Annotated in this window: 21 protein-coding genes; 15 read left to right on the top strand and 6 right to left on the bottom strand. The window is 65.1% G+C overall.

Features of this window, described 5'->3' with window-relative positions; genetic code table 11:
• Positions 1-48: 48 nt before the first annotated feature.
• The 4 genes from IB269_RS01550 (at position 49) to IB269_RS01535 (ending at position 3,431) form a co-directional block, all read left to right on the top strand.
• Positions 49-417, top strand: coding sequence for an Mth938-like domain-containing protein (locus IB269_RS01550; protein WP_012207020.1), 369 nt, complete (start codon positions 49-51; stop codon positions 415-417).
• 138 nt (positions 418-555) lie between these two features.
• Positions 556-1,041, top strand: coding sequence for a peroxiredoxin (locus tag IB269_RS01545; protein WP_013801026.1), 486 nt, complete (start codon positions 556-558; stop codon positions 1,039-1,041).
• Between the two features lie 176 nt (positions 1,042-1,217).
• On the top strand, positions 1,218-3,029 hold the full coding sequence (locus IB269_RS01540; protein WP_192366270.1) for a PhoH family protein: 1,812 nt from the start codon (positions 1,218-1,220) through the stop codon (positions 3,027-3,029).
• A gap of 3 nt (positions 3,030-3,032) precedes the next feature.
• Positions 3,033-3,431 carry a hypothetical protein gene (locus IB269_RS01535; protein ID WP_013801024.1) on the top strand — a complete coding sequence of 133 codons (399 nt, stop codon included), beginning with the start codon at positions 3,033-3,035 and terminating at the stop codon, positions 3,429-3,431.
• Positions 3,432-3,504: 73 nt separating this feature from the next.
• Here IB269_RS01535 and dnaB read toward each other — a convergent pair whose 3' ends face one another.
• The 5 genes from dnaB to rpsF all read right to left on the bottom strand — a co-directional run bounded on the left by dnaB (position 3,505) and on the right by rpsF (position 6,514).
• On the bottom strand, positions 3,505-4,938 hold the full coding sequence (gene dnaB, locus IB269_RS01530; RefSeq protein WP_012207024.1) for a replicative DNA helicase: 1,434 nt from the start codon (positions 4,936-4,938) through the stop codon (positions 3,505-3,507).
• 132 nt (positions 4,939-5,070) lie between these two features.
• The gene (rplI, locus tag IB269_RS01525) at positions 5,071-5,523 is read right to left on the bottom strand and encodes a 50S ribosomal protein L9 (RefSeq protein WP_013801023.1); all 453 of its coding nucleotides are present in this window, start codon (positions 5,521-5,523) and stop codon (positions 5,071-5,073) included.
• Positions 5,524-5,534: 11 nt separating this feature from the next.
• A complete protein-coding gene (rpsR, locus tag IB269_RS01520; protein WP_012207026.1) occupies positions 5,535-5,816 on the bottom strand; it encodes a 30S ribosomal protein S18 in 282 nt (93 codons plus the stop codon).
• A gap of 18 nt (positions 5,817-5,834) precedes the next feature.
• Positions 5,835-6,125, bottom strand: a complete 291-nt coding sequence (gene priB, locus IB269_RS01515; RefSeq protein WP_012207027.1) for a primosomal replication protein N — start codon at positions 6,123-6,125, stop codon at positions 5,835-5,837.
• A gap of 26 nt (positions 6,126-6,151) precedes the next feature.
• On the bottom strand, positions 6,152-6,514 hold the full coding sequence (rpsF, locus tag IB269_RS01510; RefSeq protein ID WP_012207028.1) for a 30S ribosomal protein S6: 363 nt from the start codon (positions 6,512-6,514) through the stop codon (positions 6,152-6,154).
• Between the two features lie 307 nt (positions 6,515-6,821).
• Between rpsF and grpE the strand changes: the two genes are divergently transcribed.
• From grpE to dnaJ, 3 genes are all read left to right on the top strand, one after another.
• Complete coding sequence (gene grpE / locus IB269_RS01505) at positions 6,822-7,367, top strand: nucleotide exchange factor GrpE (RefSeq protein WP_192366269.1); 546 nt, start codon at positions 6,822-6,824, stop codon at positions 7,365-7,367.
• Between the two features lie 114 nt (positions 7,368-7,481).
• Positions 7,482-9,431: a molecular chaperone DnaK gene (dnaK, locus tag IB269_RS01500; RefSeq protein WP_034396649.1), complete on the top strand. Its 1,950-nt coding sequence runs from the start codon at positions 7,482-7,484 to the stop codon at positions 9,429-9,431.
• A gap of 100 nt (positions 9,432-9,531) precedes the next feature.
• Positions 9,532-10,674 carry a molecular chaperone DnaJ gene (dnaJ, locus tag IB269_RS01495; RefSeq protein WP_192366268.1) on the top strand — a complete coding sequence of 381 codons (1,143 nt, stop codon included), beginning with the start codon at positions 9,532-9,534 and terminating at the stop codon, positions 10,672-10,674.
• Positions 10,675-10,743: 69 nt separating this feature from the next.
• Here dnaJ and IB269_RS01490 read toward each other — a convergent pair whose 3' ends face one another.
• On the bottom strand, positions 10,744-12,006 hold the full coding sequence (locus IB269_RS01490) for a tetratricopeptide repeat protein (protein ID WP_192366267.1): 1,263 nt from the start codon (positions 12,004-12,006) through the stop codon (positions 10,744-10,746).
• A gap of 241 nt (positions 12,007-12,247) precedes the next feature.
• On the opposite strand from IB269_RS01490, the gene IB269_RS01485 reads away from it, so the two are divergent.
• The 8 genes from IB269_RS01485 (at position 12,248) to IB269_RS01450 (ending at position 21,450) form a co-directional block, all read left to right on the top strand.
• On the top strand, positions 12,248-13,192 hold the full coding sequence (locus tag IB269_RS01485; protein WP_012207033.1) for a LysR substrate-binding domain-containing protein: 945 nt from the start codon (positions 12,248-12,250) through the stop codon (positions 13,190-13,192).
• A gap of 63 nt (positions 13,193-13,255) precedes the next feature.
• A complete protein-coding gene (gene leuC / locus IB269_RS01480) occupies positions 13,256-14,677 on the top strand; it encodes a 3-isopropylmalate dehydratase large subunit (protein WP_034396655.1) in 1,422 nt (473 codons plus the stop codon).
• A 31-nt stretch (positions 14,678-14,708) separates the two neighbouring features.
• Positions 14,709-14,834: an entericidin A/B family lipoprotein gene (locus tag IB269_RS01475; protein WP_012207035.1), complete on the top strand. Its 126-nt coding sequence runs from the start codon at positions 14,709-14,711 to the stop codon at positions 14,832-14,834.
• Positions 14,835-14,854: 20 nt separating this feature from the next.
• Positions 14,855-15,508, top strand: a complete 654-nt coding sequence (gene leuD / locus IB269_RS01470; protein WP_192366266.1) for a 3-isopropylmalate dehydratase small subunit — start codon at positions 14,855-14,857, stop codon at positions 15,506-15,508.
• Positions 15,509-15,604: 96 nt separating this feature from the next.
• Positions 15,605-16,675 (top strand): 3-isopropylmalate dehydrogenase, encoded by a 1,071-nt coding sequence (leuB, locus tag IB269_RS01465; protein ID WP_012207037.1) that lies wholly within the window; start codon positions 15,605-15,607, stop codon positions 16,673-16,675.
• Between the two features lie 76 nt (positions 16,676-16,751).
• The gene (locus IB269_RS01460) at positions 16,752-16,964 is read left to right on the top strand and encodes a hypothetical protein (RefSeq protein WP_141441563.1); all 213 of its coding nucleotides are present in this window, start codon (positions 16,752-16,754) and stop codon (positions 16,962-16,964) included.
• A 99-nt stretch (positions 16,965-17,063) separates the two neighbouring features.
• Positions 17,064-18,176, top strand: coding sequence for an aspartate-semialdehyde dehydrogenase (gene asd, locus IB269_RS01455; protein WP_013801017.1), 1,113 nt, complete (start codon positions 17,064-17,066; stop codon positions 18,174-18,176).
• Between the two features lie 367 nt (positions 18,177-18,543).
• A complete protein-coding gene (locus IB269_RS01450) occupies positions 18,544-21,450 on the top strand; it encodes a FimV/HubP family polar landmark protein (RefSeq protein ID WP_192366265.1) in 2,907 nt (968 codons plus the stop codon).
• Positions 21,451-21,555 lie beyond the last annotated feature (105 nt).

Below are 21,555 nucleotides of genomic sequence, written 5' to 3'. Positions count from 1 at the left end.
GGCCATGTGGCGGCCACCCCCATCGCGCAGACCGCGCCACCCTCATCCATGAAATTCCACGCCGACAAATCCGAAGCACAGAGCATCACGGGCTATGGCCCCGGCTGGGTCGCCGTGGACAGGGAAAAATTCGAGCACAGCCTGCTGGTAGGCGCCAAGGGCCTGCGCCAGGCCTGGGACTGCGTCCGCTTCGAGGACCTGACGCCCGAGCACTTCGAGGCGCTGTCCCAACTGGATGCCGAGGTCATCATCCTGGGCAGCGGCCAGCGCAACCGCTTCCCGCCGGCGGCCTGGCTGCGCCCCCTTATGGCCCGGCGCATAGGCCTGGAAAGCATGGACACGCAGGCCGCGTGTCGCACCTACAACATCCTTGCCAGCGAAGGCCGTAACGTCGTCGCGGCCCTACTCTTGGAGTAGACTCCTGCCCCCCTGATTGGGTGAAATCCCGTTTTCAGGGTAAAATTGCAGGTTGCGGTTGGGGGCATTTCCGATAAAAGCAAAAACACAAACACGGCCCTCGGCATTTCAACGACTACACCCGAGAGATATAAGCGCATGGCGATCGTTGTCAACAAACCCCTTCCCGAATTTGAAGCCAACGCTACCGGCGGGATCAAGGTGACCAACACCTCCCACACGGGCCAGATTCTGATCCTGTATTTCTACCCAAAGGACAATACGCCTGGCTGCACCACTGAAGCCATGCAGTTCCGCGACAAGTACAAGGACTTCGTGAAAGCTGGTGCCACCGTGTTTGGCGTCTCGCGCGACAACATGAAGTCGCACGACGACTTCAAGGAAAAGCTGGAACTGCCGTTCGAGCTCATCGCCGATACGGAAGAGAAGATGTGCCACATGTTCGGCGTGGTCAAGAACAAGATCATGTACGGCAAGAAGGTGAAGGGCATCGAGCGTTCCACCTTCCTGGTGGGCACCGATGGCCTGCTGGTGCAGGAATGGCGCGGCCTGAAGGTCCCCGGCCACGTTGACGAGGTGCTCAAGGCTGTCAAGACCCTGAAGGCACTGAAGCAGGCCGCCTGATAGCGACAATCTGACAGGCGACAAAGCGCCGGCCGACATATTCAGGCCATCAGCCTATGCATAATGGGACGATGCCTCTTAGCAAAGACGCTTTTCCCTGTCACCCCACCAAAGCCGCCTCGGTTTCCAGGCGGCTTTGTGCTTTTTGATCCCTGTTGAGGAACGGTTCGTCCACTATGCCCCTGCCCCCCGCACCCGGCCGCCGTGCCGCCAAGCTCTCCCCCGAAGCCTTTCTTCCCGTGCGCGGTGCCCAGCACGCAGACCCCCTGCCCGCTGACGATCTTCCCGATGCAGCCGAGGCCGTAGCTGCCGCCGCGACGCGCAAGCGCAAGCCGGCCCCAGCCGCCGCCTCCAACAACACCGCCACAGCCACAAAGCCCACACCAGCGCGCGGCCGCAACACCAAGCCCGCATCACCGGCACCGGCTCCTGCGGCCGCGACTGCAGCCCCTGCCAATCGGCAGCGCCGCGCAACCGACAATTCCAAAGCAACGGCAGCGCCGTCCAGCACCCGCTCGGCCAACAGGTCCTCCACAGAAGCCAAGCCGGCAGCATTGCTGGCAGCGCCGGTTCGCCCACGCCGCACGCGTACAGGACCGAAGACGCTGTTCGTGCTCGACACCAACGTGCTGCTGCACGACCCGACCAGCCTGTTCCGCTTCGAGGAACACGACATCTTCCTGCCCATGGTGGTGCTGGAAGAACTCGACGGCCACAAGAAGGGCATGACCGAAGTGGCGCGCAACGGCCGCCAGGTCAGCCGCACGCTGGATTCGCTGGTCGCCTCCCAGCCCTCCGAAACGCTGGACAAGGGCTTGCCACTGAATGCCACGGGCCAGCGCAGCGCCACGGGAATGCTGTATTTCCAGACGGAACCGCTGGAAACCTCGCTGCCCGACAGCCTGCCCCAGGGCAAGGCGGACAACCAGATCCTGGGCGTGGTCGCCGCGCTGCGCAAGAAGTTCAGCGAGCGCGAAGTCGTGCTGGTGTCCAAGGACATCAACATGCGCGTCAAGGCACGCGCGCTGGGCCTGGCGGCCGAGGACTACCAGAACGACAAGGTACTGGACGACGGCGACCTGCTGTACGCAGGCGCCCTGGCCCTGCCCCAGGACTTCTGGGCCAAGGCCGGCAAGAACGTCGAGAGCTGGCAGGAAGGCGCCATCACCTACTACCGCATCAGCGGCGCCATCGTCGACCAGCTGATGATCAACCAGTTCGTCTACCACGAGGCTCCGGGCGAGCCCAGCCTGTTCATGCGCGTGACCGAGATCCGCGACAAGACGGCCGTGCTCAAGACGCTCAAGGACTTCGGCAATCCCAAGTACGCCGTCTGGGGCGTCACGGCACGCAACCGCGAACAGAACTTCGCGATGAACCTGCTGATGAACCCGGACATCGACCTGGTCACGCTGACCGGCACGGCCGGCACCGGCAAGACCCTGCTGGCCCTGGCCGCCGGCCTGTCCCAGGTGCTGGACGACCGCCGCTACACCGAGATCATCATGACGCGCGCCACGGTGAGCGTGGGTGAGGACATCGGCTTCCTGCCCGGCACCGAGGAAGAGAAGATGGGCCCCTGGATGGGCGCCCTCGACGACAACCTCGAATTCCTGGCCAAGGGCGATGGCGGCAATGCCGGCGAATGGGGCCGCGCGGCCACCAATGAGCTGATCCGCAGCCGCATCAAGATCAAGAGCATGAACTTCATGCGCGGCCGCACCTTCCTGAACAAGTACGTCATCATCGACGAGGCCCAGAACCTGACGCCCAAGCAGATGAAGACCCTGATCACGCGCGCCGGCCCCGGCACCAAGATCATCTGCATGGGCAATCTGGCGCAGATCGATACACCCTACCTGACCGAAGGCTCCTCGGGCCTGACCTACGCCGTGGACCGCTTCAAGGGCTGGCCGCACAGCGGCCACATCACGCTGGCGCGCGGCGAGCGTTCGCGCCTGGCAGACTTCGCCAGCGAGGTGCTCTAAGCCATGGCGATCAGCTGGATCACCGCGTTGAAGCTGGTGCCCTGGGGCGATGTCATCGAGGCTACGCCCCAGGTCGTCAAGGCCGCCAAGAACCTGCTGCGCAAGAAGGACGCTGCGCAGGAGCTCGATGCACAGCATCCTGCGGCCGTCGAGCCGCTGGCACCGCCGCGCTCGGCTGGCGAACAGGCGCTGCAGCTGATCCAGGCCCAGGACGCACGCATCGTGCAACTGGAACAATCCCAGCGCCAGTCGCTGGAGTTGATCGAAAAGCTGGCGGAGCAGAACGCCCAGATCGTGGCCACCGTGGGCGCGCTGCGCACGGGCGCCCAGCGGCTGGCCTGGGCATGCGCCATCCTTGGCGTCTGCGTGGCGGGCCTGCTGATCCAGGTCTGGCGCATGTAGATCGCCAACCACCCAAAGCAAACGGCCCCTCGGGGCCGTTTTTCATTGCGGGCACAAAGCCCGGGTATCCCGTTCAATACTCGTCGCCGCCACCGTAGCCCACAGCCAGGTTCTCGAAGCGCGTCTGGTTCTTCTGGAAGAACACCTTCACCGTCCCCGTGGGACCGTTACGCTGCTTGCCGATGATGACTTCGGCAATGTTCGGCTCCTTGCTGTCCTTGTTGTAGTAGTCATCACGGTAGATGAACATGATGATGTCGGCATCCTGCTCGATGGCGCCCGATTCGCGCAGGTCGGACATCATGGGACGCTTGTCGGTGCGCTGCTCCACCGAGCGGTTGAGCTGGGACAGGGCAATCACCGGGCACTGCAGTTCCTTGGCCAGCATTTTCAGGCCCCGCGAAATCTCGCCCAGCTCGGTCGCACGGTTGTCGGAACTGGCAGCCGAGCCCGAGCCGCTCATCAGCTGCAAATAGTCCACCACGATCAGGCCCAGCTTGCCGCAGGTGCGCGCCAGGCGCCGCGCATTGGCGCGCAGCTCCGTGGGGGACAGGCCCGGTGTCTCGTCGATGTGCAGGGACACCGTGCGCAGCCGCTCGATGGCTTCCGTCAGGCGCGGCCACTCGTCGTCGTTGAGCTTGCCCGTGCGCAGATTGCCCTGGTTGACGCGGCCGATGGAGCCGACGATACGAACCGCCAGCTGGGCCGCGCCCATTTCCATGGAGAAAATGGCAACCGGCAGGCCCTCGTTGAGCGCCACATGCTCAGCGATATTCACCGCAAACGAGGTCTTGCCCATCGAGGGACGGGCAGCCAGCACCACCAGGTCGCCAGCCTGCAGGCCGCTGGTCATGCGGTCCAGATCGACGAAACCCGTGGGCACGCCGGTCACGTCCATGGGGTTGTCGGCCATCTCCTGGACACGGTCCAGCAGGTCCACCACCAGCGTGTCGAGCGACTGGAAGCCCTGCTTGTTGCGCGCACCCTCCTCGCCGATGGCCAGGATCTTCTGCTCGGCCTCGTCCAGAATGCGATCGACCGTCTTGCCCTGCGGATTGAAGGCATTGGTGGCGATGTCGTCGCTGGCGGTCACCAGTTTGCGCAGGATGGAGCGCTCTCGCACGATCTCCGCATAGCGCCGGATGTTGGTGGCGCTGGGCACGTACTGCGCCAGCTGGTTCAGGTACAGCAGGCCGCCGATTTCCTCGGCCTTGCCCATGCTCTGCAAATGCTCGTAGACCGTGATCACATCGGCCGGCTTGCTGCCGTTGATCAGCTTGCCGATGGCCTCGTAGATCAGCTTGTGCTCATGGCGGTAGAAATCACCATCCACCAGCAGATCACCAACACGCTCCCAGGCGTTGTTGTCCAGCAGCAGCCCCCCTAGAACGCTGGACTCGGACTCCATCGAATGCGGCGGCACGCGCAACTGGGCCACCTGCTGGTCGCCAGCAGGCAGCGGTGCGAACGCATCATCGAGATCGAGCGGGGGCATTACGGACGACATGGAATTCCTGGAGATGAGCCCGCCATCGTAGCGGCTGGCAAAAGGCCGCGCCACCCGGCGTCATCACCCTGGCACGGCAAAGCAAAAAGCCGCCCTAAGGCGGCTTTTTGGTGATACGGGACAAGCCCCGGATCAGGAGTGGTCGCCGTAGACCGACACCGTCACTTCGACGCTGACGTCGGTGTGCAGTGCCACGACCACGGTGGCGTCGCCCACGGTCTTGATGGGACCGTTGACCAGGCGAACTTGCGACTTGGCGACGGCAAAGCCGGCCTTGGTCAGTTCTTCGGCGATGTCGGCATTGGTCACCGAGCCGAACAGGCGGCCGTCAACGCCAGCCTTCTGGGTCAGCTTGACGTTTGCGCCGTTGAGCTTTTCGCCCAGTTGCTGAGCAGCAGCCAGCTTTTCAGCCGCTTGCTTTTCCAGTTCGACGCGCTTGGCTTCGAACTCGGCCTTGGCGGAAGCCGTGGCACGACGGGCAGCGCCCGTGGGGATCAGGAAGTTGCGGGCGTAGCCGTCTTTGACCTTGACGATGTCGCCGAGGCCACCGAGGTTCACAACCTTGTCGAGCAGAATGACTTGCATGGTTGTATTCCTTAGATCTTGTGCTGGTCAGAGTAAGGAACCAGAGCCAGGAAGCGGGCGCGCTTGATGGCCGTGTTCAGCTGACGCTGGTAGATGGCGCGCGTGCCGGTCAGGCGAGCGGGCACGATCTTGCCGTTTTCACCGATGAAGTCACGCAGGGTGTCCACATCCTTGTAGTCGATTTCTTCGACGCCGGCGACGGTGAAGCGGCAGAAGCGCTTGCGCTTGAACAGCAGCGACTGCGTGTTGCGCTTGGGGCGCTTGTCCTTGTTGAATTTCTTGAACGTGGCCATTTCTGGACCTCTTGAAAATTAGTTTTGTTGAATGTCCTGGATGTGGAAAACCAGCAATTTGCCGTTGCGGGGCGTTGCCAGAAAGCCTTGGAACTTCCACTGGCTGCCGAGCGCCTGGCGGGCCAGCTTTTCAGCCAGCGCGCCAAAGGCCACCGCCTTGACAGATGCCGTCACGCTGCGTTCGCTTCCTGCTTCCTTTTGCCGCGACGCGTGTTCGAGTCGCAGTTCAAGGGCGGGCAGCCCTGCCGGCGTGTAGCGCAGTGCTTGAAGCTCTGCGATGGCGGCCGTCAGTGCAACGTGGTTCTCCACTCCTTCAGGTTCTGAAAGGGCTGGGCTCAGGCCTGTTCGGTCTGGCTAGCCTTGCGGGCCTCTTCACGCTCGACGGTCTTCATCATCGAGGAAGGCGCAGTGTCGGCCTTCTTCTTCTGAACCGTCAGGTGACGCAGCACGGCATCGTTGAACTTGAAGGCATGCTCCAGCTCAGCCATCACAGCCTGGTCGGCTTCGATGTTCAGGCACAGGTAGTGGGCCTTGGCGAGCTTGTTGATCATGTAAGCCAGTTGGCGACGGCCCCAGTCTTCTTCGCGATGGACCTTGCCACCGCCAGCGGTGATCATGCCCTTGTAGCGTTCCAGCATGGCGGGAACCTGCTCGCTCTGATCCGGGTGGATCAACAAAACGATTTCGTAATGACGCATATCGACTCCTTTTGGGAAAACGCCGCCCACTGCGTCTTGTAGCGGTGCGGCAAGGCAAAGCATTGGATTCTAGCGCAGCCCTCTTCCATCTGTACACTCCGCACTGCCCGAGACCCCGGATTCGTGTGGGGCTTTTGCCCCTTCGCCCGGCTTTTGCCCCCACCGTGTGCACCTGCAGTGCGCATGCACAGGCAAAAAGCCCTTGAAAATACACCGATCCGCTCGCATCTCGATTCAAGATCGTGCAATCGCCAAGCCTGGCCTCCAGCGCGGCGATCTTTTTGTTTTGTAGCTGAAGTCTCCATCCATGTCCGAACAAAACTCCAACTCCTTTCAAGACGCAGCCCCGGAAGAAATCGAAGCCGCCATGGCGGCCAACGCCGCCGACGAGCTGCAGCGCCTGCAGGCCGAGCTGGCCGAACTCAAGGCCAAGAGCGCCGAGCTGGCCGACCAGTTCCTGCGCGCCAAGGCCGAGGCAGAGAATGTGCGCCGCCGCGCGGAAGACGAAGTCTCCAAGGCCCGCAAGTTCAGCATCGAGAGCTTTGCCGAAAGCCTGCTGCCCGTCTGCGACAGCCTGGATGCCGCACTGGCCATCCAGCAGGCCACGCCGGAGCAGCTGCGCGAAGGCGCCGACGCCACGCTGCGCCAGCTGACCTCGGCCCTGGAGCGCAACAAGGTCGTGACCATCAACCCGGCAGCCGGCGAGAAATTCGACCCCAACCTGCACCAGGCCATCAGCATGGTGCCTGCCCAGCAGGAAGCCAACACCGTGGTGTCGGTGCTGCAAAAGGGCTACCTGATTGCCGACCGTATCCTGCGCCCGGCCCTCGTGACCGTGGCCCAGCCCCAGTAAGCGTGCGCTCACGGCATCGCTGACAAAAAAGAGGCAAAGCCCCTTGAAGCAGCGCCTGCCGGCCACAAGTTAGCAGTCATTCAAACATTTCACAGAACGCGGAGAGAACTCAAAATGGGAAAAATCATCGGTATTGACCTGGGCACCACCAACAGCTGCGTGGCCATCATGGACGGCAACACCACGCGCGTGATCGAGAACAGCGAAGGTGCACGCACCACGCCTTCGATCATTGCCTACCAGGAAGACGGCGAGATCCTCGTCGGCGCCTCGGCCAAGCGCCAGGCCGTCACCAACCCCCGCAACACCATCTACGCCGCCAAGCGCCTGATCGGCCGCAAGTTCGACGAGAAGGAAGTGCAAAAGGACATCGACCTGATGCCCTACACCATCTCGCGTGCCGACAACGGCGACGCCTGGGTGGAAGTGCGCGGCCAGAAGCTGGCCCCGCCGCAGATTTCCGCCGAAGTGCTGCGCAAGATGAAGAAGACCGCCGAGGACTACCTGGGCGAGCCCGTGACCGAGGCCGTGATCACCGTGCCCGCGTACTTCAACGACGCCCAGCGCCAGGCCACCAAGGATGCCGGCCGCATCGCCGGCCTGGAAGTCAAGCGCATCATCAACGAACCCACGGCGGCGGCCCTGGCCTTCGGCCTGGACAAGATCGACAAGGGCGACCGCAAGATCGCGGTGTATGACCTGGGCGGCGGCACGTTTGACGTGTCCATCATCGAAATCGCCGATGTGGACGGCGAAAAGCAGTTCGAAGTGCTGTCCACCAACGGCGACACGTTCCTGGGCGGCGAAGACTTCGACCAGCGCATCATCGACTACATCATCACCGAGTTCAAGAAGGACCAGGGCGTTGATCTGGCCAAAGACGTGCTGGCCCTGCAGCGCCTGAAGGAAGCCGCCGAGAAGGCCAAGATCGAGCTGTCGAACTCGGCCCAGACCGACATCAACCTGCCCTACATCACGGCCGATGCCTCGGGTCCCAAGCACCTGAACATCAAGCTGACCCGCTCCAAGCTGGAAAGCCTGGTCGAAGACCTGATCGAGCGCACCATTGCGCCCTGCCGCACGGCCATCAAGGACGCAGGCGTGTCCGTGTCCGACATCGATGACGTGATCCTGGTCGGCGGCATGTCCCGCATGCCCAAGGTGCAGGAGAAGGTCAAGGAATTCTTCGGCAAGGAACCCCGCAAGGACGTGAACCCCGACGAAGCCGTGGCCGTGGGCGCCGCCGTGCAGGGCCAGGTTCTGTCGGGTGACCGCAAGGACGTGCTGCTGCTGGACGTGACGCCGCTGTCGCTGGGCATCGAGACGCTGGGTGGCGTGATGACCAAGATGATCACCAAGAACACCACCATCCCGACGAAGTTCGCACAGACCTTCTCGACGGCCGACGACAACCAGCCTGCCGTGACCATCAAGGTGTTCCAGGGCGAGCGCGAGATGGCTTCGGGCAACAAGATGCTGGGCGAGTTCAACCTCGAAGGCATTCCGCCCGCAGCGCGTGGCGTGCCCCAGATCGAAGTGGCCTTTGACATCGACGCCAACGGCATCCTGAACGTGTCCGCCAAGGACAAGGCATCGGGCAAGGAAAACAAGATCACCATCAAGGCGAACTCGGGCCTGTCCGAGGACGAGATCCAGAAGATGGTGAAGGACGCCGAGCTGAACGCAGCCGACGACAAGAAGAAGCTGGAACTGGTCCAGGCCCGCAACCAGGGCGAAGCTGCCGTGCACAGCGTCAAGAAGAGCCTGGGCGAGCATGGCGACAAGCTCGACGCTGGCGAGAAGACCGCCATCGAGAGCGCCGTCAAGGACCTGGAAGAGGCCCTGAAGGGCGAGGACAAGGACGCCATCGACGCCAAGACCACGGCGCTGATGACGGCCAGCCAGAAGCTCGGCGAGAAGATGTACGCCGATGCGCAGGCAGCCGGCGGCCCCGAGGCAGCAGCAGCCGCCGCAGCGGCCGGTGCAGCAGGCGCCTCGGCCGGTGCAGCAGCCGCTGACGACAACGTCGTTGACGCCGAAGTCAAGGAAGTCAAGAAGGACTGAACCCAGCGCGTGGTCCCTTGACGACCGCTTGCCGCCGCGCTCGGCCCTGCCAAGGGGCTGACGCGGCGTTCCTGTTCTCACTGACTGGCTAGCAAACACCATGTCCAAACGCGATTTTTACGAGGTCCTCGGCGTTGCCAAGAACGCCTCGGACGACGACATCAAGAAGGCTTATCGCAAGCTGGCGATGAAGTACCACCCTGACCGCAACCAGGGGGATGCCGCAAGCGGGGCGGAAGAGAAATTCAAGGAGGCCAAGGAGGCCTACGAGATGCTCTCCGACAGCAACAAGCGCGCGGCCTACGACCAGTACGGCCATGCAGGCGTGGACCCCAACCGCGGCATGGGCGGCGGCGCCGAAGGCTTTGGTGGCTTTGCCGAAGCCTTTGGCGACATCTTTGGCGACATGTTCAACCAGGGTGGCGGAAGACGCGGCGGCGCCGGTGGCGGCCGCCAGGTCTACCGCGGCAACGATCTCAGCTACGCCATGGAGATCACGCTGGAGGAAGCCGCCCACGGCAAGGATGCGCAGCTCCGCATCCCCAGCTGGGATGGCTGCGACACCTGCCACGGCAGCGGCGCCAAGCCCGGCACCAGCGCCAAGACCTGCACCACCTGCAACGGCATGGGCAGCGTGCAGATGCGCCAGGGCTTCTTCAGCGTGCAGCAGACCTGCCCGCACTGCCGGGGCACGGGCAAGATCATTCCCGAGCCCTGCACCAGCTGCGGCGGCCAGGGCAAGGTCAAGCGCCAGAAGACACTGGAAGTGAAGATTCCTGCCGGCATCGACGACGGCATGCGCATCCGCTCCTCCGGCAATGGCGAACCCGGCACGAATGGCGGGCCTGCGGGCGATCTCTACATCGAGATCCGCATCAAGGACCACGACATCTTCGAGCGCGACGGCGACGACCTGCACTGCAACGTGCCCGTGAGCTTCATCACGGCGGCGCTCGGCGGCGAGATCGAGGTGCCCACCCTGTCGGGCAAGGCGGCCATCGACATCCCCGAAGGCACCCAGGCCGGCAAGCAGTTCCGCCTGCGCGGCAAGGGCATCAAGGGCGTGCGCTCCAGCTATCCCGGCGACCTGTACTGCCACATCGTGGTCGAGACGCCCGTCAAGCTGACCGAGTACCAGCGCAAGCTGCTGCGCGAGCTGGAGGAATCGCTCAAGAAGGGCGGCGCCAAGCATTCGCCCAGCGGCGAGAGCTGGACCGACAGGCTCAAGAGCTTCTTCAGCTGATGCAGCACTGAGCCCCCAACAAAAACGCCTCTTCCGAGGCGTTTTTCATTGGTGCATGCTCAACAGGACTCAGGGAGCGGGTTTGGCCTTCCAGGCCGCCGCCTGGCGCTCGGTGCGTGCACGCTCGGCCGCGCTCAGCGGCTGGGCCATGCTGTCACGCTTGGCGGCCAGCGAGGTGTCCCTGCCCGCCGCCAGCAGCATCCAGAAATAGGCCTGGGACGGGCTGCGCTCCACGCCCTTGCCCGACGCATAAAGACTGGCGAGATTGGACTGCGCCAGCGCATCGCCCTGCTGGGCGGCACGCTCCAGCCAGCGCGCGGCCTTCTCGTCGCTGGCGGGCACGCCCTGGCCATTGGCATACAGCACGCCTAGGTTGGACTGGGCTGCGGCATTGCCCTGCTCGGCCGCCTTCTCCAGCCAGTGGGCGGCCTGCGCCATGTCGCGATCGACCACGCCACCCTCGGCATAGAGCATGCCGGCATTGAATTGCGCATCGGCATGGCCCTGGCCTGCCGCCGCCACAAACCAGCGCAGCGCCTGCGCCACGTCCTCGGCCACGCCCCGGCCCGTGGCATACATCACGCCCAGGCTGTACTGGCCGGCCGCTTCGCCTTGCTCGGCCGAGCGCTGGAACCACTGCACGGCCTGCGCGGGGTCCTTGGCGGCTCCGCGCCCCTCGGCCAGCATCAGGCCCAGGTTGTTCTGGGCCACGGCATCGCCCTGCTCGGCAGCCTTGCGATACCACTGCACGGCCTGGGCATCGTCACGCGCCACGCCACGGCCATTCGCATACATCAACCCCAGGTCGGACTGGGCTGGCGCATAGCCCTGCTGCGCAGACTTCTCATACCACTGGGCCGCCGTCTCGGCACTCAGGGCAACGCCCTGGCCGCGCTTGTACAGCGAACCCAGCGCGTACTGGGCGCTGGCCTCGCCCTGCTCGGCATGCTGGTGCAGCGCTGCGACCTCGGCCGCGCTCAGGCCGGGCTCGCCCTTGGGGGCATGGCCCACTGCGGCTGCGGCAGTTCCGGCCGCAACGGCCCCTGCCGCCACGCCAGCGGCGGCGGCCTTGGCCGGCGCATTGCGGGTTGGAGAGGGCGCCGACTTGCCCCCGGTCTTGACGGCGGCCTTGCCCGCTGGCCTGGCTGTCGCTTTGGCTGCAGGTCTGGCTGCAGGTTTGGCCGGTGCCTTCGCACCGCTCTTGGCCGTGTTCTTCGCTTGGGGCTGCGGCTTGGCAGACGCCGGGACGGCCATGCAGGACAGGGCTGCGGCCAGCAGCAATGACAGGCCTGCAGGCAGGGCTCGCAGGCCCGTCGGGTATCGATCGTTCATATGCTCTTATTTTTGCAGCAATCCATGCAGGCGACTGGCGCAAAGATTGACAAATTCTTTCAGTATGCAACCGGCGTTCCGGCGGGCATGGCTGCCCACAGCCATCGCCACGAGGCATGACCCCCATCTCCATGAAATCGCGCGACATCACCAAAGACATCGCGCTTGAAGATGACAGATCGATGACTTGTGCGAGAAAATCCATCCAACTTCTCCTAATGAGAAGCCTGAACCCCACCACATGAAGAATTCAGAGCGCAGTTTTGCACGGCGCATAGACCTTACCTCCCTGCAGCTGTTCGTGGCTGTCTGCGAACTTGGCAGCATCGGCCGCGCGGCCGAGCGTGAGTTCATTGCAGCCTCGGCGGTGAGCAAGCGCCTGTCCGATCTCGAAGCCACGGTGGACACAGCCCTGCTGTACCGACACAGCCGTGGCGTGACCTTGACGCCGGCCGGCGAAAGCCTGCTGCACCATGCCCGCAACGTGCTGTACGGCCTGGAGCGCATGCAGGGCGAGCTGTCCGAGTACGCCGATGGCGTGCGCGGCCATGTGCGCATCCACGCCAACATGTCTGCCATCGTGCAGTTCCTACCGGAAGACCTGGGCGTGTTCGCGCGCAAGCACGGCCAGGTCAAGATCGACCTGCAGGAGCAGCTCAGCCCCGCCGTACTGGCTGCCGTACAGGAAGGCACGGCCGACATCGGCATCTGCTCCATGGCGTACATGCCGCTGGGCAACGGCCAGGCCACTCCCGTACTGCAGCACCGCCCCTACCGCGAGGATCGTCTGGTCGTCGTGGTGCCCGAGCAGCACGCGCTGGCGCACAGCGACAGCGTGGCCTTTGCCGATGTGCTCGAATGGGACATCGTCAGCCTGCAGGCCGGCTCCTCCATCAGCCTGGCCATGCGTGCGGCCGCCGCACAGGCGGGGCATGCGCTGCACCAGCGCATCCAGGTCACCAGCCTGGATGCCATGTGCCGCATGATCGACAACGGCCTGGGCGTGGGACTGATCCCCGACCGCGCCTTCGAGCTCATGCACGGCGTGGGCCATCTGCGCGCACTGGAGCTCAGCGACGACTGGGCTCGGCGCGAGCTGAGCATCGTGGCGCGTGACTTCGACGCGCTACCCGTCACGGCCCGCCTGCTGGTCGAGCACCTGAGCCCGCCGGCCAGCGCATCCTGAAGGCCACTTGGCCGCTGGATGCCCCCAAAAATTTCCCCACGACACCAACCATTCGAGAACGCCATGGGACGCACCCTCTACGACAAGATCTTCGACGAGCACGTCATCCACACCGAGGATGACGGCACCGCCGTCCTCTACATCGACCGCCACCTGGTGCACGAAGTCACCAGCCCCCAGGCCTTCGAAGGCCTGCGCATGGCCGGCCGCAAGCTGTGGCGCATCAGCTCCGTGGTCGCCACGGCCGACCACAACACCCCCACCGACGGCTGGGAGCGCGGCTATGACGGCATTGCCGACCCCATCAGCAAGGAACAGATCACCACGCTGAACACCAACATCGGCGAGTTCGGCTCTGCGGCCTTCTTTCCCTTCATGGACAAGGGCCAGGGCATCGTCCACGTCATGGGTCCGGAGCAGGGCGCCACCCTGCCCGGCATGACCGTGGTCTGCGGCGACAGCCACACGTCCACGCACGGCGCCTTCGGCGCACTGGCCCACGGCATCGGCACGTCCGAGGTCGAGCACGTGATGGCCACCCAGACCCTGCTGGCCAAGAAGGCCAAGAACATGCTGATCAACGTCAGCGGCAAGGCGGCCCCCGGCATCACGGCCAAGGACATCGTGCTGGCCATCATCGGCAAGATCGGCACGGCCGGCGGCACGGGCTACACCATCGAGTTCGCCGGCGAAGCCATCCGTGACCTGAGCATGGAAGGCCGCATGACGGTCTGCAACATGGCCATCGAAGGCGGCGCGCGCGCAGGCCTGGTGGCGGTGGACGACAAGACCATCCAGTACGTCAAGGGCCGCCCGCTGGCCCCCACTGGCGCCGAATGGGATGCCGCCGTCTCCTACTGGAAGACGCTGCACTCCGATGCTGATGCGAAGTTCGACCGCGTGGTCGAGCTGCAGGCCAGCGAGATCGTGCCGCAGGTCACCTGGGGCACCTCGCCCGAGATGGTGCTGGGCGTGGATGCCCGCGTGCCGGACCCCGACAAGGAAAAGGATGCCAGCAAGCGCGGCGCCATCGAACGCGCGTTGACCTACATGGCGCTGGAGCCCGGCAAGGCGATCGATGACATCTTCGTGGACAAGGTCTTCATCGGCTCGTGCACCAACAGCCGCATCGAAGACATGCGCGAGGCCGCCGCCGTGGTCAAGAAGCTGGGCCAGAAGGTGGCGCGCAACATCAAGCTGGCCATGGTCGTGCCCGGCTCCGGACTGGTCAAGGAACAGGCCGAGCGCGAAGGCCTGGACCAGATCTTCAAGGCGGCAGGCTTTGAATGGCGTGAGCCCGGCTGCTCCATGTGCCTGGCCATGAATGCCGACCGTCTGGAGCCCGGCGAGCGCTGCGCCTCCACCAGCAACCGCAACTTCGAAGGCCGCCAGGGCGCGGGCGGACGCACCCACCTGGTGAGCCCGGCCATGGCTGCAGCCGCCGCCATCCACGGCCACTTCGTGGACATCCGCAGGTTCTCCTGATCCGATCCCGCAACTGCCCCGCCTGCACACCATGAAGCCCTCCTTCTCGATCCTCCTGATCGGCCTGGCCTTCACCCTGGCCGCCTGCAATACCGTCAAGGGCATTGGCCAGGACGTGCAAAGCGCGGGCAGCGCCATCGAACGCGCCGCCCGCTGAACCCTGAATCCGATACAGCCATGCAACAATTCACCGTGCACAAGGGCCTTGTCGCCCCCATGGACCGCGAAAACGTCGATACCGACGCCATCATTCCCAAGCAGTTCCTCAAGTCGATCAAGAAGACCGGCTTCGGCGTGAACCTGTTCGACGAATGGCGCTACCTGGACCATGGCGAGCCCGGCCAGGACCCGGCCTCGCGCAAGCCCAACCCCGACTTCGTGCTCAATCAGCCGCGCTATGCGGGCGCCTCCATCCTGGTCGCACGCAAGAACTTCGGCTGCGGCTCCAGCCGCGAGCACGCGCCCTGGGCGCTGGACCAGTACGGCTTTCGCGCCATCCTGGCGCCCAGCTTTGCCGACATCTTCTTCAACAACTGCTTCAAGAACGGCCTGCTGCCCATCGTGCTGCCCGAGGCCACGATCGACACGCTGTTCAACGAGATCGCGGCCTTCCCCGGCTACGAGCTGACCATTGATCTGGATCGCCAGGTGATCGTGCGCCCGCAGGGCGAGGAGATCCCTTTCGATGTCATCGCCTTTCGCAAGTTCTGCCTGCTCAACGGCTTTGACGATATCGGCCTGACGCTGCGCCACGCCGACAAGATCCGCGCCTACGAGGTCGAGCGCCTGGCCACCAAGCCCTGGCTGGCACACACGCTGGTGCAGCGCTGATCGATCTCCACTTGCGCGCATCAATGGGCCGCAGGCGTTGCTGAACCAGCCGCCGGCGGCCTTCCACCATCCGAACAGTCTCTCAAAAGGAACACCATGAAAATCGCAGTCTTGCCCGGTGATGGCATCGGCCCCGAAATCGTTGCGGAAGCCGTGAAGGTGCTGGGCGCCCTGGGCCTGGACTTCGACATGCAGACGGCCCCCGTGGGCGGCGCTGCCTACGAAGCTGCCGGCCACCCGTTGCCCGAATCCACGCTGAAGCTGGCCATGGAGTCCGACGCCGTGCTGTTCGGCGCCGTGGGCGACTGGAAGTACGACACGCTGGACCGCCCGCTGCGCCCCGAGCAGGCCATCCTGGGCCTGCGCAAGCACATGGGCCTGTTCGCCAACTTCCGCCCGGCCATCTGCTATGCGGAACTGACCCACGCCTCCAGCCTCAAGCCCGAGCTGGTCGCGGGCCTGGACATCCTCATCATCCGCGAGCTGACCGGCGACATCTACTTCGGCCAGCCGCGCGGCCGCCGCGTGGCCACCGACGGCCACTTCCCCGGTGCCGAGGAAGCCTTCGACACCATGCGCTATTCCAAGCCCGAGATCGAGCGCATCGCCCATGTCGCCTTCCAGGCCGCGCAAAAGCGCAGCAAGCGCGTGACCAGCGTGGACAAGGCCAACGTGCTGGAAACCTTCCAGTTCTGGAAGGACGTGGTCACCGAAGTGGGCCAGCAGTACCCCGATGTGCAACTGGACCACATGTACGTGGACAACGCCGCCATGCAGCTGGTCAAGGAACCCAAGCGCTTTGACGTGGTGGTCACAGGCAACATGTTCGGCGACATCCTGTCCGACGAAGCCTCCATGCTGACCGGCTCCATCGGCATGCTGCCCTCGGCATCGCTCAACTCCAGGGGCCAGGGCCTGTACGAGCCCAGCCACGGCTCGGCCCCCGACATCGCCGGCAAGGGCATTGCCAATCCGCTGGCCACCATCCTGTCGGCCGCGATGATGCTGCGCTTCTCGCTGAACCAGGAAGCCGCCGCCCAGCGCATCGAAGCCGCCGTGCAAAAGGTGCTGGCCCAGGGCCTGCGCACGGCTGACATCTACAGCGAAGGCACGACCAAGGTCTCCACCCGCGAGATGGGCGATGCCGTGGTGGCCGCACTGGCCTGAAGTCCATGACGGCCGCCAGCCTCCCGGCTTGCGGCTGTCCCTGTGGCGGGCAGGCACTGCCCTGCTTCGCCGCAACATGGCAAAACGTCAAAATAGACGTCCAGTTTTCGCCGATTCGACGAAGATATTCATCAAAACAGACATTCTCTTTCCTGGCGTATTCGATAGAATGACGTCTCTTATGTTTGCCGCCCGCCCGTTCCTCCTGCTGAACATTGCACCCGCCGCCCTGGCTGGTGTGGCTGCGCGCGCAATCACCTCCACAACCATTACGACAATCAAAGGCTGACCCAGCCCGGTTCGTCGTGCGCCCTCACCTGGCCTAGACGAGCCGGGCGACAACAGTCTTGATCAAGCACTGTTTTCACACTGAAAGGGCGTTTCAAAAATGAGCAAGCAATTGGTAGGCCTCGTCGGCTGGCGCGGCATGGTCGGCTCCGTGCTGATGGACCGCATGCAGGCAGAGGGCGACTTCGACCTGATCGAGCCCGTGTTCTTCTCCACTTCCAACGCCGGCGGCAAGGCCCCGGCCATGGCGAAGACCCACACCGAGCTGCGCAATGCCAACGACATTGCCGAGCTGTCCAAGTGCGACATCATCATCACCTGCCAGGGCGGCGACTACACCAAGGAAGTCTTCCCCCAGCTGCGCGCCTCGGGCTGGAACGGCCACTGGATCGATGCCGCCTCGTCGCTGCGCATGGAAGGCGATGCCGTCATCGTGCTCGACCCCGTCAATGAAGGCCTGATCCAGTCCAAGCTCGCCGCGGGCGGCAAGAACTGGATTGGCGGCAACTGCACCAACTCCATCTTGCTGATGGGCCTGGGCGGCCTGTTCAAGGCCGGTCTCGTGGAATGGGTCAGCTCCATGACCTACCAGGCAGCCTCCGGTGGCGGCGCCAACCACATGCGCGAACTGCTCAAGGGTATGGGAGTGGTGCACGCTGCCGTGGCCGACGAACTGGCCACGCCCGCATCCGCCATCCTGGACATCGACCGCAAGGTGGCCCAGACCATCCGCACCGACGTGCCCACCGAATTCTTCGGCGCACCGCTGGCCGGTGGCCTGATCCCATGGATCGATGCGCAGCTGGACAACGGCCAGTCCAAGGAAGAGTGGAAGGGCCAGGCCGAGGTCAACAAGATCCTGGGCACCGAGCAGACCATCCCTGTCGATGGCCTGTGCGTGCGCATCGGCGCCATGCGCTGCCACAGCCTGGCGCTGACCCTCAAGCTCAAGAAGGACCTGCCCCTGGAAGAGCTGGAAGCCATCATCAAGTCCGGCAACCCCTGGGTGAAGTGGGTTCCCAACGACCGTGCCATCACCGTCAAGGAACTGACCCCTGCCGCCATCACCGGCGGCCTGGAAGTCGGCGTGGGCCGCGTGCGCAAGCTGAACATGGGCCCCGAGTACCTGTCGGCCTTCGTGATCGGTGACCAGCTGCTGTGGGGCGCCGCCGAGCCGCTGCGCCGCATGCTGCGCATCCTGCTCGCCGCCTGAGCATCGCCGGCTTGAGCCAACACAAAAAGCGCCATGTCCCGGGCCGGGACATGGCGCTTTTTTCGGCTTTAAGCCCTGGGCAATTGGGCACAATGCCCAGGTCTCTTGTCCATTGGCTGTAGGTGGTTGCCTACAATCACCAAAGATACATTGTGTTTCTTCTCGTTGCCGTTCGACAACAACTATTGGCGTTCGCCGGCAACCAGACGCTTGCGATCCTATAGCGTGGCCGACAATGCGACCCAAGCACCTTGGTAGATGGCGTGCCATCTATCCCCGGGTAAATTTCAATTACATGTGCAAGCGCGGGCATTCCCACAATAACAATAGTGCCTGCCCAATTGCATCCACACAGGTTTGACGCTTTATGCATCGTTGGAAACTCTCTGTGCTGGCCACTGCGGCCGTCGTCTCGGTCGCACTGCCCGCCTCCGAGGCCTGGGCACTGGCTCTGGGCCGGGTGAACGTGCAATCGGCCCTGGGCGAGCCCCTGCGTGCCGAAGTCGAAATCCCCCAGATCACCGCCGCTGAAGCCGAAGGCCTGCGCGTGGGCGTGGCCTCTCCCGGCGTCTTCCGCACCCAGGGCATGGAGTACAACGCCACCGCCAGCCAGGTGCGCGTCAGCGTGCAGCGCCGCGCGGATGGCTCGGCCGTGCTGCGCCTCACAAGCACACAGCCCGTCAACGAACCCTTTGTCGATCTGGTGATCGACGCCAGCTGGGCTTCGGGCAACCTGCAGCGCAACTACACCCTGCTGCTGGATCCGCCCACCCTGCAAAAGCTCCCGCCTGCCGTGACGGCTGCAGCCCAGGCCTCGGCACCCGAGCCCGCCGCCGCGCCGCGCCGCGCAGCCCCCACCCCATCGCAAGCTGTATCGCAAGCCGCGGAAGGCAACACCGAGGAAAGCCGCCCCGCGCCAGCAGCCGCGCGCCGTGCCGCCCCGGCAGCCCGCGAGCGCGCTGCAGCGGCTCCCGCGTCGTCCGAGGCCTCCGAAGTCCGCATCAAGGCCGGGGACACGGCAGGCCGCATCGCCGCCGCCCACCTGCCAGCCGGCGTTTCGCTGGACCAGATGCTGGTGGCCATGCTGCGCACCAATCCCAAGGTCTTCATCAACGGCAATGTGAACCGCATGCGCTCCGGTGCCGTGCTCACCGTGCCGGACGAAGCCACGGCCCAGGCCACCTCGCCGCGCGAAGCGCGCCAGATCGTTGCCGCCCAGTCCCGCGATTTCAACCAGTTCCGCCGCCAATTGGCCAGCGCCGCGCCGGCCGCGCCCGTGGCCTCCGCCAACCGCGAAGCATCGGGCAGCGTCCAGGCCCAGGTCGAAGACCGCAAGCCGTCCACCGCAGCACCCGACAAGCTCACCCTGTCCAAGGGCGCCGTCAAGGGCGTGGAGGCCGACGAGCGCCTGGCCAAGCAAAAGCAGTCGGACGACCAGGCATCGCGCACGGCCGAGTTGCAGCGCAACATGTCCGAGCTGAGCCAGATCGCCGCCGCCACCAAGCCCGCCGAAGGTGCTGCTGCAGCACCTGCCCCGGCAGCCAGCGGCACGGCAAACGGCGTCGCTGTGCCGGGCGCGCCGACCGTGCCTGCAGCGCCTGAAGCTGCAGCACCCCAGACAACTCCCGCGGCCCCGGCAGCGCCTGCCGATGCAGCTGCTGCGGCCGCTGCGCCCACCGCTGCTCCAGACGCCGCAGCCAATGCAGCCGGCTCGGCAGCGCCCGCAGCAGAAGCCGCGCCCGCCACGCCTGCTGCGGCCGAGCCGCCGAAGCCCAAGCCGGCACCCGCCCCCGCAGCACCGATCGCCGAGCCCAGCTTCATCGATACGCTGCTGGAAGACCCCACCATCCCGCTGGCCGGTGCTGCCCTGCTGGCCCTGCTGCTGGGCTATGGCGGCTACCGCGTCATGCAGCGCCGCCGCGCCGCTGCCGCCTCCAGCGAAAGCGCCTTTGGCGACAGCCAGCTTGCAGCCGACTCCTTCTTTGGCGCCAGCGGCGGCCAACGCGTGGACACCGGCACATCGAGCCAGCTGTCCGGCACCTCCATGCATTACTCGCCCAGCCAGCTTGATGCGGGCGATGTGGACCCCGTGGCCGAGGCCGATGTCTACCTGGCCTATGGCCGCGACCTGCAGGCAGAGGAAATCCTCAAGGAAGCGCTGCGCACCGACCCCAACCGCACCGCACTGCACCAGAAGCTGGCCGACATCTACGCCAAGCGCCATGACCGCAAGGCCTTCGAGGCCGTCGCGCAGACCCTGCATGGCCTGACCCAGGGCAAGGGCGTGGACTGGCAGCGCCTGGCCGACCAGGGCCGCATCCTGGACCCGGAAAACGCCCTCTACCAGCCTGCAGGCGCCGCGCCCCTGTCCGGTGCCGCCGTTGCCGGTGGCGCCGCAGTGGCTGCTGCCGGACTGGCTGCCGCCTCGCTGGCCAGCCGCCCCCTGGACATGGATGCGCACCGCGAAGGCCCTGCCACCCTGCCCATGGACCTGGACATGGACCTCAACATGGACCTGCCCGGCGGCCTGGCCGATGCCAGCCTGCCCGCGCAGCACGCCAGCCCCCTGCCCGCACCGGCCCCCATGCCCAGCGAACAGGACTTCGCAGCGCTGGAGCCCACGCTGCGCGCGCCGCTGGAAGCCACGCCCTCCGCAAAGGACGACACACCTCGCATCGAGCCCCACGTCGAGCCACCCGTTGCATCGCTGGACATGCCCGGCTTCCAGCCCACGGCCCACGCCTCGCTGACGGACGCCCTGAACCACAGCAACGCCATGGACGGCATGCAGCCGACCGAGATGCTGTCGCTGGACATGCCCGGCACGCAGGCGTCCGACAGCTTCCCGGCCACCGAGCCCTCGCCCCTGACCAGCTCCACCACGGACGACAGCCATGCCAAGACCGAGCTGCTGTCGCTGGACGCCATGGAGTTCAACCTGGAAGGCCTGAGCACGGAGGCACCCGCCCCAACGCCGGCAACACCCCAGGCAGGCGGCGTGCTGGAGACGGCGGCCAAGGCCAAGCCCGAACCGGCCGAGTCGCTGGAGTTCGACCTGGGCAGCCTGTCCCTGGACCTGGGCAACGACACCCCTGCCGTGGCAACCCCGCCCTCGGCTCCTGAAGACCCGCTGGCCACCAAGCTCGCGCTGGCCCAGGAATTCAACGCCATCGGCGACAGTGACGGAGCCCGTACACTGATCGAGGAAGTGATCGCCGAGGCCCACGGCGATCTCAAGGCCAAGGCCCAGCGCCTGCTGGCCGAGATAGATTGAAGCCCGGCGGCGTCTGCCCAGGCGCCGCACCGGTTTCGCGTGACAGGGTGGCGCAAGCCGCCATGGAAAACTGACAACTTGATGCACACCCAACCCATGCCGGAG

It is taken from the genome of Delftia sp. DLF01, from assembly GCF_014852125.1.
GTDB lineage: Bacteria > Pseudomonadota > Gammaproteobacteria > Burkholderiales > Burkholderiaceae_C > Comamonas > Comamonas acidovorans.
The sequence above is the reverse complement of the archived record's forward strand: the minus strand, read 5'-3'. Positions and strand labels throughout refer to the sequence as shown.

Bases quoted from the DNA above. Each gene is read 5' to 3' on its own strand.
- IB269_RS01475 (WP_012207035.1), top strand. From the start codon at position 14,709: ATGAAGCCCTCCTTCTCGATCCTCCTGATCGGCCTGGCCTTCACCCTG.
- rpsF (WP_012207028.1), bottom strand. From the start codon at position 6,514: ATGCGTCATTACGAAATCGTTTTGTTGATCCACCCGGATCAGAGCGAG.
- leuC (WP_034396655.1), top strand. From the start codon at position 13,256: ATGGGACGCACCCTCTACGACAAGATCTTCGACGAGCACGTCATCCAC.
- dnaK (WP_034396649.1), top strand. From the start codon at position 7,482: ATGGGAAAAATCATCGGTATTGACCTGGGCACCACCAACAGCTGCGTG.
- IB269_RS01540 (WP_192366270.1), top strand. From the start codon at position 1,218: ATGCCCCTGCCCCCCGCACCCGGCCGCCGTGCCGCCAAGCTCTCCCCC.
- rplI (WP_013801023.1), bottom strand. From the start codon at position 5,523: ATGCAAGTCATTCTGCTCGACAAGGTTGTGAACCTCGGTGGCCTCGGC.
- asd (WP_013801017.1), top strand. From the start codon at position 17,064: ATGAGCAAGCAATTGGTAGGCCTCGTCGGCTGGCGCGGCATGGTCGGC.
- rpsR (WP_012207026.1), bottom strand. From the start codon at position 5,816: ATGGCCACGTTCAAGAAATTCAACAAGGACAAGCGCCCCAAGCGCAAC.
- IB269_RS01490 (WP_192366267.1), bottom strand. From the start codon at position 12,006: ATGAACGATCGATACCCGACGGGCCTGCGAGCCCTGCCTGCAGGCCTG.
- dnaJ (WP_192366268.1), top strand. From the start codon at position 9,532: ATGTCCAAACGCGATTTTTACGAGGTCCTCGGCGTTGCCAAGAACGCC.
- IB269_RS01485 (WP_012207033.1), top strand. From the start codon at position 12,248: ATGAAGAATTCAGAGCGCAGTTTTGCACGGCGCATAGACCTTACCTCC.
- leuB (WP_012207037.1), top strand. From the start codon at position 15,605: ATGAAAATCGCAGTCTTGCCCGGTGATGGCATCGGCCCCGAAATCGTT.
- IB269_RS01550 (WP_012207020.1), top strand. From the start codon at position 49: ATGAAATTCCACGCCGACAAATCCGAAGCACAGAGCATCACGGGCTAT.
- dnaB (WP_012207024.1), bottom strand. From the start codon at position 4,938: ATGTCGTCCGTAATGCCCCCGCTCGATCTCGATGATGCGTTCGCACCG.
- IB269_RS01545 (WP_013801026.1), top strand. From the start codon at position 556: ATGGCGATCGTTGTCAACAAACCCCTTCCCGAATTTGAAGCCAACGCT.
- IB269_RS01460 (WP_141441563.1), top strand. From the start codon at position 16,752: ATGGCAAAACGTCAAAATAGACGTCCAGTTTTCGCCGATTCGACGAAG.
- leuD (WP_192366266.1), top strand. From the start codon at position 14,855: ATGCAACAATTCACCGTGCACAAGGGCCTTGTCGCCCCCATGGACCGC.
- IB269_RS01535 (WP_013801024.1), top strand. From the start codon at position 3,033: ATGGCGATCAGCTGGATCACCGCGTTGAAGCTGGTGCCCTGGGGCGAT.
- grpE (WP_192366269.1), top strand. From the start codon at position 6,822: ATGTCCGAACAAAACTCCAACTCCTTTCAAGACGCAGCCCCGGAAGAA.
- IB269_RS01450 (WP_192366265.1), top strand. From the start codon at position 18,544: ATGCATCGTTGGAAACTCTCTGTGCTGGCCACTGCGGCCGTCGTCTCG.